The sequence below is a fragment of the Paenibacillus sp. NPDC093718 genome, from assembly GCF_050279985.1.
Lineage (GTDB): Bacteria > Bacillota > Bacilli > Paenibacillales > Paenibacillaceae > Paenibacillus_AQ.
Map to the genome: position 1 here is coordinate 868,626 of NZ_JBNNUS010000001.1, position 13,866 is coordinate 882,491.

The following is a 13,866-nucleotide window of genomic DNA, read 5'->3' on the forward strand; positions in this document are numbered from 1 at the left end:
ATTGTTCCCTCCATTCCAGGCAGCTTGTCTATATCATTACCCAATTAACAAATCTCTAAGAAATCCCACGCAGATTGCAGCAATTAAAGCACGAAAATAGGCCACTGCCTTGTAATCCTTAAAAGCAGCGGCCGTATTCTTCTATATTTTATACGTTGAATTGACCGTTTCGTTTCATAATATGCTATTCCAACGACATAAACGCAGCAAGAATGGATCCCACCTCCACGCACAGATCCTCGAAATCCTCAAGCGGCAGCGGATTCATCCCATAACCAATCTCTACGGTAAAGCCCGGCCTCCGGTAATGCTGAATAAACCAATCTTTATATCCCGCATCACTGCCCTGCAGCTTCACCGGCCTGTAACCGCCGGCCTGACCTAATCTTCTGGCCATGTCCTCACTTTCCGGTGGTTCGTAGTCCCTGTAATTCCAATAGATTTCCCGCCCTTGGCTGTGAAGGGAAATGGCCCGTTCCGGAGATATCGATAATGTATGCTGATAGACAGCTTCGGCTTCCGGCTCGCTTAGCGGCTTAGTCCCCGCATAATCCTGCGGGGATGGGCGGATTTTCCCCCTTCGCGCGACTTCCTCATGCCAATGCGCAGGGAACTGGTCTCCCAAATCCACGCCGTTTATATTAGCCTTCCAGCGCCGAAAATCCTCGCGCCCGCCATTCCACTCAAGCAGACGTTCATAATAGGGATGAGAAGGAGTGACTCCTTCCTGTACAAGCTCTACTCCATCCGGGTTGGCCATCGGCACAACCCATAACGTATAGTTCCGGTGCCAGGCATCCGGCTCCTGAAAATAAACCGGTGACTCTTGCGATAATGCCCTGCCGTACTCCTCCATGAATCGCATCAGACACGGAGTTGTGATCCATTCATTGGCATGCAGTGCTGCATTGATATGCAGGTTCTTAGGGCCTTTACCGATTTTGGCCGCATATAGCGGTTTGCCGAGTACGCTTCGGCCGATGACACTCCACTCGATAACAGGGTAACGCAGCTGTATCTCTTGTATATCGCGTTCCAGATCCCCCGGTCCGTATTCACCGGTTAATCGTATCATGCGCCTAGGCGTGGTGCCCGGCAGAACGATCGTTTTCCCCTGCGGCAGATGATGAGCCGATATCCCGGGATTCAGTTCTTCCAAGGCTTCCTTCCGAAACCGGAACGTATTGGCAATACTATCAAAGGTATCATGTTCCTGGATGACATACCTTCGGCGCAGCGATGCAGGAAGGTAGAGCATTTGCCCCTGCTGGAGATACGGCTGCTGCGCCGCCCATGGATTCGCCGTAATCAGCTGTTCATAGGCCAGACTATATCTGGCAGCCACGCGTTTTAGCGTATCGCCTTTCTGTACGACATATTGCTGCATAATGGATTCCTTTCCGCGGCAAAGCCGCTTCAATTAGCGTCCATTCCATGTATATGAGCGGCCGGTTGTCCAACATGTATGATGCAAAAGATCGAAAAAGGCGCCATACCCCGCTCCTGTTCTAAACTAGACACTGGAGATAATAAAGGCAGGACAAGGTCTTTTCCCTTGTCCTGCCTGCGTTTTCTGCACTTATTCATTACGGATTAGCTCTTAATATGAATGATGAATTATAGCCTTGTAATTTGCCAGACAACAGGTGTCCGCTTGATATGATCTCCGAGCCATTCAGTCGCGATGCTCTGAAAAATAACCGGATCTCCTGTACAGAAGAATTGATGCACCGGGCTCTCCATGCTGCTCGCAAGCTGGCCTTTATCGTACAGAATCGTGCTGACCTCGCGAGCTGTCTCATCGGCGGAGCTGATCAGTTTCACCGACGGCCCCATGACCGTTTGGATCGTATTCATCAGGAACGGATAGTGAGTACACCCCAGGATCAGACAATCTATGGAGGTATCCTTGATGCCTCTCAAGGATTCTTGCACCACCTGCAAAGCATCCTTGGATCGGAACAATCCGTGTTCGACGAGCGGCACCAGTTCGGGACAGGCTTGGCTTTCCACCTCGACATAAGGCGAGAGCTGTTTCAGAGCCGCTGTATATGCTCCGCTGCCAATGGTTCCGACTGTACCGATCACGCCGACGTTACCGGTCTTCGTTGCGCTTATGGCGGCACGCGCTCCTGGGTGAATGACACCTATGACGGGTACAGGCACTTTGGACGAAATATAATCAAGCGCCGCCGCCGTAGCCGTATTACAGGCGATCACAATCATTTTAGGATCATACTGAATTAGATAATCTACAATTTGCTCCGTAAATAAACGGACTTCTTCCGGCGTACGGGGTCCGTAGGGTGCGCGGGCTGTATCTCCGAAGTAAATGATTTTCTCTCTCGGGAGCTGTCTCATCACTTCTTTAGCGACAGTCAGCCCGCCGACACCCGAGTCTAGTATTGCGATTGCTTGCTGCACGAACCCACCGCTTCCTTCTTGTCAAATTCATGGTTTACAGTGATACCATATGTCATTTCGGATCGAAATGTACCTTAAATCTTACCCCAATTCCCCCCTATCTTCAACAAGATCGCCGTTGCAAAAGACGGCTGGTAATTTGTTCAAGCAATTGTAGGACTCTTGCGCCAGTCGCTTACCGCAGGTAGTTTATACTATAGTAAGCGTGCGTATAGTAAAGGAGAATTTTACGTGAAGGACAACATACATCATACCGACCTTATGGAAGCTGCAAAGGAGTTTATCGAGCTTTGTTATGCAGAATTAAACCGGAACGGGGAAGAAGTGCAGTCCCGGATCAGCGACATCCGCTCACAGATCGAGAGGACAGGTACATATGAGCATACGCTCGAGGAACTGACGCATGGGGCCAAAATGGCTTGGAGAAACAGCAACCGCTGTATCGGCAGACTATTTTGGGATCGCCTAAAGGTATTGGATGCCAGGCACTTAACCGAGACCTCTGACATTTTCTCAGCACTCCTCCATCATATCAAGAGTGCCACCAATGACGGAAAAATTATGCCTACGATTACGATTTTCAGGGCTGCACGTCCAGGGGAGGCCCCATTGATGATCAAAAACCACCAATTGATTCGGTATGCGGGTTACGAAACGCCGGACGGGACGGTTGGCGACCCGGCTTCCCTATCCTTCACGAAGGAATGCATGGAGCTGGGGTGGCGGGGAGACTTGACCGACTATGATGTGCTGCCGCTGGTTGTGCAGCAGGGGAATGAGCCGCCGGAGTGGCTTCCGATACCGAAATCCTACGTGCTGGAGGTCCCCTTGGAGCATCCCGAACTTCCTGCTCTGAAAGCGGAAGGAATAAAATGGTATGGGGTGCCTCTCATCTCGGACATGCTGCTTGAAATCGGCGGCATCATATACACGGCCGCACCGTTCAACGGCTGGTATATGGGAACCGAGATCGGAGCCCGTAACCTTGCAGACGAAGGACGCTACAACAAGCTTCCGCTTATTGCCAAGCTGATGGGGCAGGATACTTCCAGCGAAACGACCTTATGGAGAGATCGCGCATTGGTCGAGCTCAATGCTGCCGTTCTCTATTCCTATAAAAAAGCTGGCGTCAGCATCGTGGACCATCATTCGGCAGCATCCCAGTTCGGTTTGTTTGAACAGCGGGAACAGCAAGCCGGGCGGGAGCTCACAGGGGATTGGAGTTGGCTGATTCCTCCGGTCTCGCCGGCTACAACACATATTTTCCACACCTCTTATCATAACGACATCCGTTCGCCGAATTTTCATTACAGGAACAAGGAAAAGTAGTCTGGTCTTTATCTTTCGGGTAGTTAATACACAGCAAAGCCGGGGCTGTTTGCCCCGGCTTTCATGTATTTTGGCGTAATTCTTATCCTCGTAAATGAGTGCTGAAGCGGACATCAGATCCTTAATTAATCGTTGACCTTCACTTCCGCAGCAGATGGGACATAAGCATCTTCTTCAAAATCCTCGTCAAACGAGGAAACCTGCGCAATTTCCTCTTCCGCCAGCCAGCTTTCTTGCCGGTTGCGCCAGGACTGAATATCGGAGATTACGTTCTCCGCCCGATCCGTCATGATGCCGATCAGGTTGACGCCCTGCTCTCCTACCTTCTCTGCTGCCTCCTGCACCTTGGTGCCGATCCCGCGGGCGCCGTCGGCAATGTCATTCCGAAGCTCTTTGCCGGATTTTGGAGCCAGAAGAAGTGCGGTAACAGAACCTGCAACACTGCCGATCAATACTCCCCAGAGGAGTCCTTTGCTCTTCTCTTTCATATTCCATCTCTCCTTCTATTTGGCTTGCCCTTCGCCAGACTTGGAGGTGTACTTGTTCCATGAATGCCAAAGCGTCATTCCGGCATCAACCCACCGGAACATCTCCCCGATCTGCCGTTCATTATCGAGGCGAGCACGTTCCAGATGCTCAATGGCGGTTATGGAAGCTTTTTTCCCTACAGCATGAACCGCATCGGCCGTCTTGGCTACCGCTGACGCAGCATCGGACATGGAAGCGGCAAAAGCTTCGCCTGCCGCCAGCTGACGCTGAATCATCTCTAGCGAGACGGATGCCTGCACCAGTACTTGCGAGGCTTCCTGTGTCAATCGGGCACTGTCTTCCTCAAGCCGGCCCAGCATGGTCTCGGCCCGCCCGACCAGCTTTTTAACCGACAGCATCATGATCACCGCCGCAACCGCGATCAGAACGATACCGATGGCAGCAGCCAGCGCACTCCATTCTGTCATGGGGAACTCCTCCTTTCGTCCGACCGGGCGAATGCCTAGTCGCTTGATGCATTATAAGCAGCATGGGCTTGTCTTGACACAACATCGGCGATTTTTTTATTCCAGCACAGCAGAACCACGAGTTTCCCAGCAACTTCCGAACATGCAATCGCTTGAGATAAAACCAACAAAAAAACAGACCGTTCAGGGATTCCCTGAAGGCCTGTTAAGGATCATTTGTATGGAAGAGCCCATGGCATCATGGGATATTTCTTTGTGAAACTATACAACTATTAGTACATCTCGTTCTTTAAATACTCACGGACATTTCCCGCAAATTGCTCCAGCACATCAGGCAGAATCGGAGATAAAGAATGAAGCGTATGCCTATCCCAATCATAGTAGTCCTGCACGAGCGGTTTGCGCAATCGGACCAGCTCCAGCAGCACCTTATGAACCTCTTCGGGGAACACCTTTTCCTCATGATTAATATCCATGATATCTTCATAACTGCTGGCATCCCGCATAATAAATCCGTCAATCAAGTAGCTGCCGACATCCGTCACGACTTCGATCGCCAGATGAAGCGCACGCTCCTGAACCAACCCCAGCACAAGGCCTCCGTCCCATGATTGTGCCGCAGCACGCAACCCTTCCGCAATTTCGGGAATCGCGCTCAGACGCCGTTCAATTTGTTCTTGATTTACATAATACACCGCAAATCTCCTCCAACCCGTTGTTGTAAGTCTATATCAATGCCTACACTTCAAAATCAACGCTAAGCGTATGATCTTTCACCGTATTGATGTATTGGATCACTTCCTGGTGAACAGGATGAACGGCATATGCTTGCAAATCTTCAAGATTGTCCACTTCAACGATCAAAGCCAAGTCATATGAGCGCTCCGAGCGAATTACATCTGCGCCCGCCTCAAGGGATCTAAGCATCGGAATCTTGCCATCCATATCGCGCAGCACCTGCACCGTCTTCTCAATATTCTCTGCGGATGAGTCCTTCAATTTGAAAAAAACAATATGTTTAATCATCGTCCGTTCCTCCATCTCTAGCATGTATGTAAATCTTTCGTATCTATCATACCCCGTTCGTCCGGAAAAAGAAATCGCTCCCACCAACATATCGGACATATCGGCTGCGCCAGATCTAACCAAATAGGAGCACGGTCTGGTTTACACCAGACCGTGCTCCTGAAGTCAACACTCTATTTAAGAAAATAACGCTGAATCACAAACTTAATTGGTTCAGCATGTTCTGGGCAATCCAGACGCCGGCGGCTCCTGCTTGAGCAAGCCCCCTGGTAATGCCCGCACCATCCCCGCCACAATAAAGTCCCTTGATTTCCGTCTCGAAGGACTCCGTCAGCTTCGGTCTTGCGGAGTAGAACTTGGCCTCCACCCCGTAGAACAGCGTGTGCTCCGACGCGATCCCCGGCGTGACTTTATCAAGCGCTTCGACCATCTCGATCAGGCTTTTCATGGTGTTGTACGGCAGCACCAAGCCAAGATCACCTGGAACGGCTTCCTTCAGCGTCGGCTCCAGAAAACCTTCGCGAATTCGGCCCTCGGTGGATCTCCGGCCGCGGAGCACGTCGCCGTATTTCTGTACAATAACCCCGCCGCTGGATAGATCGTTAGCCCGCTTGCATATTTCACGCGCATATTCGTTAGGCTTGTCAAACGGCTCCGTAAACTTATGGGATACAAGCAGCGCAAAGTTCGTATTGGCTGATCCCAATGCCGGATCTTTATAAGAATGGCCGTTGGCTGCCATAACCCCGCTATGGTTCTCAACCACAACATGACCGGAAGGATTGCTGCAGAACGTACGCACCCGGGTTCCGACCGAGGTGTTAAAGATGAATTTGCCTTCATACAAATGCTCATTGATCTCGCGCATGACCACATCCGAGGTTTCAACCCGAACACCCACGTCCACCTGGTTATTATGCATTTTCAATCTGCGTTTTTTTAATACACTGGTCAACCAGGCAGAGCCGTCACGGCCAGGGGCAACCATCACCAAATTCGCCTCATGGACCTCCCCGCCTTTCATTGCGATGCCGGTAACGCGGTGGGCTCCGTCTTCTTTGACGGTGACAATGTCCTCGGCCTCCGCCCGAAAAGCCATATCAATTCTTGTCTTCAAATATTCGTATATCGATTTCAGTATCTCCAAATTCTGCTCGGTTCCAAGATGCCTTACCTGAGCGCGAAGCAGCTTCAGGCCCGCTGCGTATCCACGCTGTTCAATATCCCGGATCGCATTTGTTGTCGGATCCGTAATGGCAGGTGTTGCTCCGTGCTCCAGATTGATGGCGTCCACATATTGGATGAGCTCCATGACTTTGGATCCTGGCAAATAATCGGTCATCCAGCCGCCAAACTCCGTGGTTATGTTGAATTTGCCGTCGCTGTATGCTCCCGCCCCGCCAAATCCGGCTGTAATCGAGCAAGCCGGCAAGCAACCGGCAAATTCCTTACGTCCTACTGCCGGTGGACAGAGCTTAATCTTCTCCTCCAGGATCGGGCAGCTTCTCCGGTAAATATCATGTCCCTTGTCAACCAATAGCACCTTGCTGCCTGGTGACTTTAACGTCAGTTCATAACAAGCGAAAATACCGGCCGGACCGGCACCAACAACGATAACATCATATTTGCTCATCATATCCCCCTGTGTGTTTGACTGTCGCTTCTGCACACCGCTCCCGGGCACAAAAAAATCCTGCTCCGAATAGGTATGCTTGCGCATCCTATTCTTAGTCAGGAATTTAAGGTTCCTTGTAGAAACCCCTGAACCTTATTTTCAGGGATATACGAATAAGCATCTATTTTCTTCATCAACCATAGTTAATATAAAACGGATTTGCGAATGAGTCAAGATAAGATATATAAATTGTTCGTATTTAACTCCTTTATTCTAGTTAATACACCAACATTATCGATATATATAACCAAAATACGAACATTACTTTGAAATGATCAAATAAATTAGTAGGTCTATCGGACCATTACATCCGACTTATAAATCAGGTAACAACGAAATGGAAACAATTGTTTTATGATTAGCTATTGAAAAGTGAGTGTCGAATATTGTAGTATTGTGTTAAAAAAAATCGGAGGAATTATGCCTACACAACTGCAGCAAGAAAAACACTCCATTGAGGCGTGGTCCCTGATCAATCGTAAATATTTGGGGAAAGGTGTGCGAGTCAAGCGCTTTCGCCGGCCGACCCGCTGCCAAATTCGCAACCGCGTCCTACTAGCCGTACTTATGGCCAACGATATCAAATTGTCGCAATTGGCCGAGGAACTGGGAGTATCCTCCCGTAGTGTCAGCGCCTGGGTATATGAGGGACGCGTTCCCGGAAAAAACAACCTGGAGAAGGCCTGCGACTACTTGGGTTATCCCCGTCACATTCTCTTCAGGGAGGAACTGCTGGACAAGTCACCTTTAATCTGCCAGCCGGCACCTTCCCGCTTCATGAAACGCACCCTGACTCGCTCACCCGTTAGCAATCGGATTCTGACAGGCCTGTGCATGGTTCATGACTTGTCGGTAAGCGATGTTAGCCGCTGGATCGGCGTACATCCCGGCACATTCCGCAAATGGCTGCACCAGGGCACCGTACCATCCGCAGCGTTCCAGGAAAAAGCGGAACAGTTCTTCCGGATCCCTAAATCTGTTCTATTCGCAGATTGCGCATTAAAGCAAAATTCCTAATCAAAACTGCTGTTATAATAAAACCATACTTAAGACTCCAACCCATGCTCAGCTTGCCTGGTCGATCAGGCTAAGCCGGGCTTATTTTCTGTTATGGCATATTTCCAGACGATCAGGGAATACAAGTAACATTCCGTTCGCATCATCCAACAATTGAGGTGAGTGAGTATGACGTTACGTCATAAGCAGATTGGCGCTGCACTGGGATTGCTCACCGGAACAACCATGGGAAGCGGTATTGGATTCCTGCTTGGTTGGCACTCCTCCAATCTGATCGTCCTGGTGGCCCTCTTCGGCTTATTCGGAGTTGCCGCTGGTCTATGGCTGGGCTCACGAATGATATTCAAAGAGCTGCCTTAATGAACGATATGATGTTCATCGTTCTGCCTCTTCCTTGCTGAGATTGGAGGCATAACCACAAAAAGAAGACCGGAGAATTCCGGTCTTCTTAGTTATAAAATCAGTTATGGGGTTTCGTGTTAACAACATACAACGATCCTGACGCAACCTCTTTGTTCTTGGGAGCCCCAGGAGCTTCATCGGTGATAGCTCCCGTGGCAGGGCTGCTGGCGGTCGTATCCGGTATATCCAGGTTGCTCCAGGTTTTGCCCCCGTCCTCGGTTTTGGCTTGCCCGCTGAATCCTGTTTCAGGTGAAATGAAATGGAGAAATCCGGCATTCGGCGTGCTTCCAATCCGAACCCACGTCTCGCCGCCATCCGTTGTGCGGTACAGATCGTTATTCTCCATCACAGTCCAGGCCTGCTTGCCATTCAGCGCAAAGATTTGGCGTACGGTGCCTTTGGGCTGAGCCTGAACCTCCCATTCCGTGCCACCGTTATCACTAAAAGCTATCCAGCCTTCTCCGCCGATCCAGCCCGAGCTATGATTAATGAGCCGGACCGCCGTCACATCCGCTAAATCCACATCGAGTTCAGCGGCCTGATTGTCCGGAGCAACGTCCGTATCATCCTGTTCTGCGACGGCACCGCTTCCTGCGGCGTGATCCGCTCCATCTAAAGATTCTTCTGTGCCGGAAGAGGGCTCCGCCTTCTGGGTATCCTCCTTCGAAGATTCCACCGATCGCTCAGCCACATTCCCCTCATCCGATGGTTGACATCCAACAGATAAACTCACTGCAACGAGCATCAACAAAATAAAGCCCAGCCCTTTTCGAGGTTTTATCACAGGATCACACCCCTTGTATTCAAAATAACCCGCCAGTAACTTCTGCTAACAGGCCAAATATTATAAATCCACTCCATTGAATTCACCCTAAAGCTGAACGGTTCCTCCAGTTTAGTATAACGCGATTTCCACGTGAAGAGGAACGAAAAAAGCTGTTCTTCAAGTTAAATTTCACTTGAAAAACAGCTTTGCTTCATAGATGCGGTCGAGAGGACTCGAACCTCCACGGGGGTTAGCCCACACGGACCTGAACCGTGCGCGTCTGCCAATTCCGCCACGACCGCATGTTATGTAAGTCGTGATCGAGTTGATCACCGTAATTAAGAGTATATAATGCCCAAAGTTAAAAAGCAAGCATTTTTTAAAAAAATTGTCGAAACCATCAGACTTCATATGGTTTCGACATCATAAGTCTATTTTCAGACCGTCCATTGATCATGTATCACGCCAGATAACACCCAATCCTCTCCATATTGTTCAAATACAAGCCGGAGGCTTTCCCAATCCATCCCCGCATAATCAGGATGAACTCCTTCGTAATAATACTCAACGATGACAGCTCCCTTATACTGGCTGCTTGCATTATTCACCGTATTTCCTTCGCTCTTGGATTGGTTGTAACCGATCCATGGTGCTGCGGCAAAATCTAGGGTATAGACGAATTTATTATAATAGCTCTCAAAATTCATGGAGATCGGTTCTCCGCTGCCATCATACTCGCCCCAGCGGTATAAGGTGTCGTGGTTAAATCCCTTCCTCAGCTGCTGCTTGCTAAGTGTGACATCCTTCTGCCGATCAACATGCGCATAAGGGGAAAAGGTAATCCCGTTTGGATGAGCGAGCTCCGCAAGCTTCTCAAAATCCTTGTTTTTCAAAAGTATTATCGCCTGATTACTCTTCTTGGACAGGGCAGCTTCTGCCTCCTTCGGTGTGAGCAGCGGATAGATCATAGCTTCTTTAGCCTGGTTATTCCAGACAACCTTGCCTCCAAGACCCTCTGCCGAGAAGCGGAGGGGGATATAAACACGTCCCTCCTTGAGCAGAGGCGGGGCATCCAAAGTTACAGCTTTGCTGTCTTTAATGGCGTGATTCTGCCCCACGGTGTAGCTTGTCGTATGTTTAACATTACTCACAATGGCCGTCTGCTTGGCTTGATCCCAGCGCACTACGGCTCCCATCGCTGTTGAAATGCCGCGGAAAGGCACCATCACCCGGCCGTTATGAATAAAGGGAGGCGATTCCAGCAGAAGCCGACCTCCATTCACTCGAATTTCGATAGGTCTGCCTGAGGATGTGTCCGCAGCCCAAACTTCTCCTCCATATGACATGAAACCGGTTATCCCTATCATTGCCGCCATGATACCGGCCAGCAGCCTTCTCACGCCTTGACGTTTCTTCATCACAAGCTCTCCCTCCCTAAGCTAAAGTTCACTATCCATTCCATTATAAAAGATCTATAACCCTTAGGCCTATCCATAAATTCTGTTCCTGTCGATTCATATATTGACCCTTTTCAACGCTTGGTTCGATTGGATACAACTCTTCATTGTATGTTTATTCAATAAACCCTTCATACTAATACAACGTTGTCATGGATTGGCAAGTCATAACCATAGGAAATGCGAGGAAGTAACGATGTATATCAAAAAATATGCGATCACCCTGCTGTTAGGTATTCTTTGCCTGTCTTATACCGTGCTTACAGATTGTCTGTTCGGGTTCCCATGGTACAACTTTATGATCAACTGGCAATTTACTCTATTCTCCATCGTAGAGAAGCTGACGGTTACGGTGCTGCTATGCCTCCTGATCCTTCCTGATTGTTACCGAGCATTCAAAAATAAAAAGCTCCGTGATTCAAGCCAAAGTCCTGGAAACGCGGGACATGGTTCATGATCCGGAGCTAGAGTCGGATTTTGCCTTTCCTTTAGAGCTTCCCCTGCGTATCAAACCGACCACGACAAGCAGCAAGGGCACTGCGATTGAAAATATAGGGAGAATCATATATAGATGTTGGCTTCCTTTCATGAGATGCTCGCTATACGAGCGGGCGAGAATCATCGAATTGCCGAGCATGATTAAAGCGAAAGGATAGATCAATTTTTGATAGGGAATGTTGAACAACTCGGATGCAGAGATCAATGCGGCATAATAATACAGACTTATTTTAAAAAACACACCAATAATCAGAACCATCACGATCAAAATTTCCGTCCGCTCAATGAACTCCGAAATATTGGCTTTTCCGACCATCGTCAGCAGAGGAAAAACCGAACGCTCCGTGATGTTGTCCCCAAGCACAGAAATGGTAACGGCAGAGGTTAGCGCCAGCATCATTCCGCTGAATAAAATAGCCAGATACCCTGCCTTAATCCCGCTCTTCTGCCGGCTCAGATGCGGAAGAAGGACCGTAGCAACGATCAACTCCCCAAACGGAAAGTGCATATTTTTTTTCACAACGGATTGAATGATGGGTTGTATGCCGTTACCCAGAACAGGAAGCAAGTGATGGACTTCTACGATGGCGGAAAATACGATAACCAGGGCGCTGAATACGCTGATCAGCAGAACTATCGCCAAGAAGATCAAAGCGGTGCGCCCAAGCACCTCCAATCCTTGATGCAGCACAAAAGCGACGGTCATCACCATGATCAAATTGACAATGAGGAGCGGGGTCTCCTTAAGGGCTGCCGATGCCATTACCAACAGCCCTCCATCTACGATATCTCTGGAGCCTGTATACAGGTAAAACACACAGTAAGATACTCCCACCAATCCCCCTAAATATTTCCCAAGCAATATTCGATAATAAAACGTCGGCAGATGATCAGGAAACATGGTGTACAAATAAACATTCAGCGAATACATCATCGTCCCGATCACCATGCCAATCAGCAGCCCAATCCAGGAATCCTTGCCGGCCTGCAGTCCCATGTTCACGACAAGCGTCGTTCCGAACTGAAATAGAACCAGCAGCGAGAAGAACTGCAGCGGACTGATTTTCACCTTCACCTTTAAGCTCCCCTTTACTGGTTGTTCATGTTGTATTTAAAGGAGCGATCTCTCATCTGAGAGTTACGCACAACGGAATTCACATGATATTCCACTTCCAAATGCGGAAAGATCACATCCCATCGTCCCTTCATTTTGTGCCAGGCTTCTGGTCTGGCGCGTTCTACCGTTTGACCGAATTCCAGGATATCGCTGTTCGCTTCCTGACACTTCTTCACGGATAATTTCAGAATGCGAGCCACCTCTTGGTTAGCAGCTGCTTCAAGCGTTCTCATCGAATTCGGGTTCCGCAGGTCGATGTCGCTCATCACTTCCCTGATTGAGAAGTTAGGTTCGACGAAGATGTGGATAATAGGTTGAAGCGGATCTTTAAACTTCGCTTCCAGCCGGGTCTTCGATCGCATCACATCCAATGCAATTTCGCCCTGTCCATTTTCAAGTTTTATATTTAATGGCGTTGCTTGCATTTTGTTCTTGATCCACACGGTTCCCTTGCTCTCTTCCTTGGTCATCCAATCTTTAAGTTTGTCGCCCTTAAAAATAGCCAGATTGGAGATAACGCCCAGACCCGCGCTCTCCGAACTTTCAAGATTGGATTTCTTTACGGCTCGCTGCGCATCACCTTCGATGATGACCCCGTTAATGACAGGCCCGCCACCGGGAACAAGCAGATCCCGAATGACATCGTCCACCTCTACACGGAAGTTCTCGCTTAATTGTCTTGAGGTTAATTCAATCTTCTGTACAAGCGCGAAGGCCGTAATCTTTCCGATGGGCGTCAATACAGCAACCACGTCTTCCGCCCTTTGCCCTTCTGCGGCCACCAATATTTCGGTCGTCAATCGAATATCGGAATCACGATCCAAATAGTCGAATAGATCGATAATTCCGTTTCTGGCCACTTCGTCGGATATAACGATTAATCCCGTGTGGGCAAGCGAAATGATACGCGGTACTTTTCGAGACGTATTTCGCAGCGCTTCGATGATCGTTTTTCCGGATGCTTTGTATATGGATGTCGGTGTCGCTCCCCTGCCCGTTTTGCCGGATATTTCATCCGCAATGATGGTCTGGAAGGAAATCATATATTGCTGCTCTTCTTCCTTCCAGTCAATGCCGATACCGGCAACAATGGCCCGCTTATTCAATTCAGTCGCATCCCAGCAGCCCGTTATCGTGCTTAGGCAGCAGCACAGGAGAATGCTAACCAACCATCTGTATCTGAACATTTCCGGCTACAC

General features: G+C 49.2%; 15 protein-coding genes, 1 tRNA gene and 1 riboswitch. Of the genes, 4 read left to right on the forward strand and 12 right to left on the reverse strand.

The window, feature by feature from the left end; translation table 11 throughout:
- Window positions 1–184 precede the first annotated feature (184 nt).
- Window positions 185–1,387, reverse strand: coding sequence for a M14 family metallopeptidase (locus ACQKPA_RS04400; protein WP_427489689.1), 1,203 nt, complete (start codon window positions 1,385–1,387; stop codon window positions 185–187).
- A gap of 230 nt (window positions 1,388–1,617) precedes the next feature.
- On the reverse strand, window positions 1,618–2,424 hold the full coding sequence (gene racE, locus ACQKPA_RS04405) for a glutamate racemase (protein ID WP_194543909.1): 807 nt from the start codon (window positions 2,422–2,424) through the stop codon (window positions 1,618–1,620).
- A 231-nt stretch (window positions 2,425–2,655) separates the two neighbouring features.
- Here racE and ACQKPA_RS04410 point away from each other — a divergent pair, with 231 nt between their 5' ends.
- Window positions 2,656–3,753 carry a nitric oxide synthase oxygenase gene (locus ACQKPA_RS04410; RefSeq protein WP_427489691.1) on the forward strand — a complete coding sequence of 366 codons (1,098 nt, stop codon included), beginning with the start codon at window positions 2,656–2,658 and terminating at the stop codon, window positions 3,751–3,753.
- 125 nt (window positions 3,754–3,878) lie between these two features.
- Here the strand turns inward: ACQKPA_RS04410 and ACQKPA_RS04415 are convergent, their stop codons facing one another.
- From ACQKPA_RS04415 to ACQKPA_RS04435, 5 genes are all read right to left on the reverse strand, one after another.
- The gene (locus ACQKPA_RS04415) at window positions 3,879–4,241 is read right to left on the reverse strand and encodes a YtxH domain-containing protein (protein WP_427489693.1); all 363 of its coding nucleotides are present in this window, start codon (window positions 4,239–4,241) and stop codon (window positions 3,879–3,881) included.
- A gap of 15 nt (window positions 4,242–4,256) precedes the next feature.
- The gene (locus ACQKPA_RS04420) at window positions 4,257–4,709 is read right to left on the reverse strand and encodes a DUF948 domain-containing protein (protein ID WP_427489695.1); all 453 of its coding nucleotides are present in this window, start codon (window positions 4,707–4,709) and stop codon (window positions 4,257–4,259) included.
- Window positions 4,710–4,981: 272 nt separating this feature from the next.
- Entirely contained in the window at window positions 4,982–5,404 is a 423-nt protein-coding gene (locus tag ACQKPA_RS04425; RefSeq protein ID WP_427489697.1) for a DUF86 domain-containing protein, read from the reverse strand.
- A 43-nt stretch (window positions 5,405–5,447) separates the two neighbouring features.
- Window positions 5,448–5,735 carry a Dabb family protein gene (locus tag ACQKPA_RS04430; protein ID WP_076325696.1) on the reverse strand — a complete coding sequence of 96 codons (288 nt, stop codon included), beginning with the start codon at window positions 5,733–5,735 and terminating at the stop codon, window positions 5,448–5,450.
- A 196-nt stretch (window positions 5,736–5,931) separates the two neighbouring features.
- Window positions 5,932–7,368, reverse strand: a complete 1,437-nt coding sequence (locus ACQKPA_RS04435; RefSeq protein WP_427490270.1) for an NAD(P)/FAD-dependent oxidoreductase — start codon at window positions 7,366–7,368, stop codon at window positions 5,932–5,934.
- A 75-nt stretch (window positions 7,369–7,443) separates the two neighbouring features.
- Window positions 7,444–7,543, reverse strand: a riboswitch (purine riboswitch).
- A 287-nt stretch (window positions 7,544–7,830) separates the two neighbouring features.
- On the opposite strand from ACQKPA_RS04435, the gene ACQKPA_RS04440 reads away from it, so the two are divergent.
- The gene (locus ACQKPA_RS04440) at window positions 7,831–8,427 is read left to right on the forward strand and encodes a helix-turn-helix domain-containing protein (protein ID WP_071223142.1); all 597 of its coding nucleotides are present in this window, start codon (window positions 7,831–7,833) and stop codon (window positions 8,425–8,427) included.
- A 168-nt stretch (window positions 8,428–8,595) separates the two neighbouring features.
- Window positions 8,596–8,787, forward strand: a complete 192-nt coding sequence (locus tag ACQKPA_RS04445; protein WP_427489699.1) for a hypothetical protein — start codon at window positions 8,596–8,598, stop codon at window positions 8,785–8,787.
- 100 nt (window positions 8,788–8,887) lie between these two features.
- On the opposite strand, the gene ACQKPA_RS04450 is transcribed toward ACQKPA_RS04445, so the two are convergent.
- The 3 genes from ACQKPA_RS04450 to ACQKPA_RS04460 all read right to left on the reverse strand — a co-directional run bounded on the left by ACQKPA_RS04450 (window position 8,888) and on the right by ACQKPA_RS04460 (window position 11,013).
- Window positions 8,888–9,613 (reverse strand): WD40/YVTN/BNR-like repeat-containing protein, encoded by a 726-nt coding sequence (locus tag ACQKPA_RS04450; protein WP_427489701.1) that lies wholly within the window; start codon window positions 9,611–9,613, stop codon window positions 8,888–8,890.
- A 200-nt stretch (window positions 9,614–9,813) separates the two neighbouring features.
- Window positions 9,814–9,897 (reverse strand) — tRNA-Leu (locus ACQKPA_RS04455).
- 135 nt (window positions 9,898–10,032) lie between these two features.
- Window positions 10,033–11,013 (reverse strand): copper amine oxidase N-terminal domain-containing protein, encoded by a 981-nt coding sequence (locus tag ACQKPA_RS04460; protein WP_427489703.1) that lies wholly within the window; start codon window positions 11,011–11,013, stop codon window positions 10,033–10,035.
- Between the two features lie 235 nt (window positions 11,014–11,248).
- On the opposite strand from ACQKPA_RS04460, the gene ACQKPA_RS04465 reads away from it, so the two are divergent.
- Window positions 11,249–11,509 (forward strand): hypothetical protein, encoded by a 261-nt coding sequence (locus ACQKPA_RS04465; protein ID WP_427489705.1) that lies wholly within the window; start codon window positions 11,249–11,251, stop codon window positions 11,507–11,509.
- On the opposite strand, the gene ACQKPA_RS04470 is transcribed toward ACQKPA_RS04465, so the two are convergent.
- Both ACQKPA_RS04470 and ACQKPA_RS04475 read right to left on the reverse strand, forming a co-directional pair.
- On the reverse strand, window positions 11,504–12,625 hold the full coding sequence (locus ACQKPA_RS04470; protein WP_427489707.1) for a GerAB/ArcD/ProY family transporter: 1,122 nt from the start codon (window positions 12,623–12,625) through the stop codon (window positions 11,504–11,506). The two genes, ACQKPA_RS04465 and ACQKPA_RS04470, sit on opposite strands and share 6 nt — an antisense overlap.
- A 14-nt stretch (window positions 12,626–12,639) precedes the next feature.
- Window positions 12,640–13,854, reverse strand: a complete 1,215-nt coding sequence (locus tag ACQKPA_RS04475; protein ID WP_427489709.1) for a Ger(x)C family spore germination protein — start codon at window positions 13,852–13,854, stop codon at window positions 12,640–12,642.
- Between the last annotated feature and the right edge of the window lie 12 nt (window positions 13,855–13,866).

What these genes read in the sequence shown, in the direction of transcription:
- ACQKPA_RS04400 (WP_427489689.1), bottom strand. Translation starts at nt 1,387, where the DNA reads ATGCAGCAATATGTCGTACAGAAAGGCGATACGCTAAAACGCGTGGCT.
- ACQKPA_RS04415 (WP_427489693.1), bottom strand. Translation starts at nt 4,241, where the DNA reads ATGAAAGAGAAGAGCAAAGGACTCCTCTGGGGAGTATTGATCGGCAGT.
- ACQKPA_RS04420 (WP_427489695.1), bottom strand. Translation starts at nt 4,709, where the DNA reads ATGACAGAATGGAGTGCGCTGGCTGCTGCCATCGGTATCGTTCTGATC.
- ACQKPA_RS04430 (WP_076325696.1), bottom strand. Translation starts at nt 5,735, where the DNA reads ATGATTAAACATATTGTTTTTTTCAAATTGAAGGACTCATCCGCAGAG.
- ACQKPA_RS04435 (WP_427490270.1), bottom strand. Translation starts at nt 7,368, where the DNA reads ATGAGCAAATATGATGTTATCGTTGTTGGTGCCGGTCCGGCCGGTATT.
- ACQKPA_RS04440 (WP_071223142.1), top strand. Translation starts at nt 7,831, where the DNA reads ATGCCTACACAACTGCAGCAAGAAAAACACTCCATTGAGGCGTGGTCC.
- ACQKPA_RS04445 (WP_427489699.1), top strand. Translation starts at nt 8,596, where the DNA reads ATGACGTTACGTCATAAGCAGATTGGCGCTGCACTGGGATTGCTCACC.
- ACQKPA_RS04460 (WP_427489703.1), bottom strand. Translation starts at nt 11,013, where the DNA reads ATGAAGAAACGTCAAGGCGTGAGAAGGCTGCTGGCCGGTATCATGGCG.
- ACQKPA_RS04465 (WP_427489705.1), top strand. Translation starts at nt 11,249, where the DNA reads ATGTATATCAAAAAATATGCGATCACCCTGCTGTTAGGTATTCTTTGC.
- ACQKPA_RS04475 (WP_427489709.1), bottom strand. Translation starts at nt 13,854, where the DNA reads ATGTTCAGATACAGATGGTTGGTTAGCATTCTCCTGTGCTGCTGCCTA.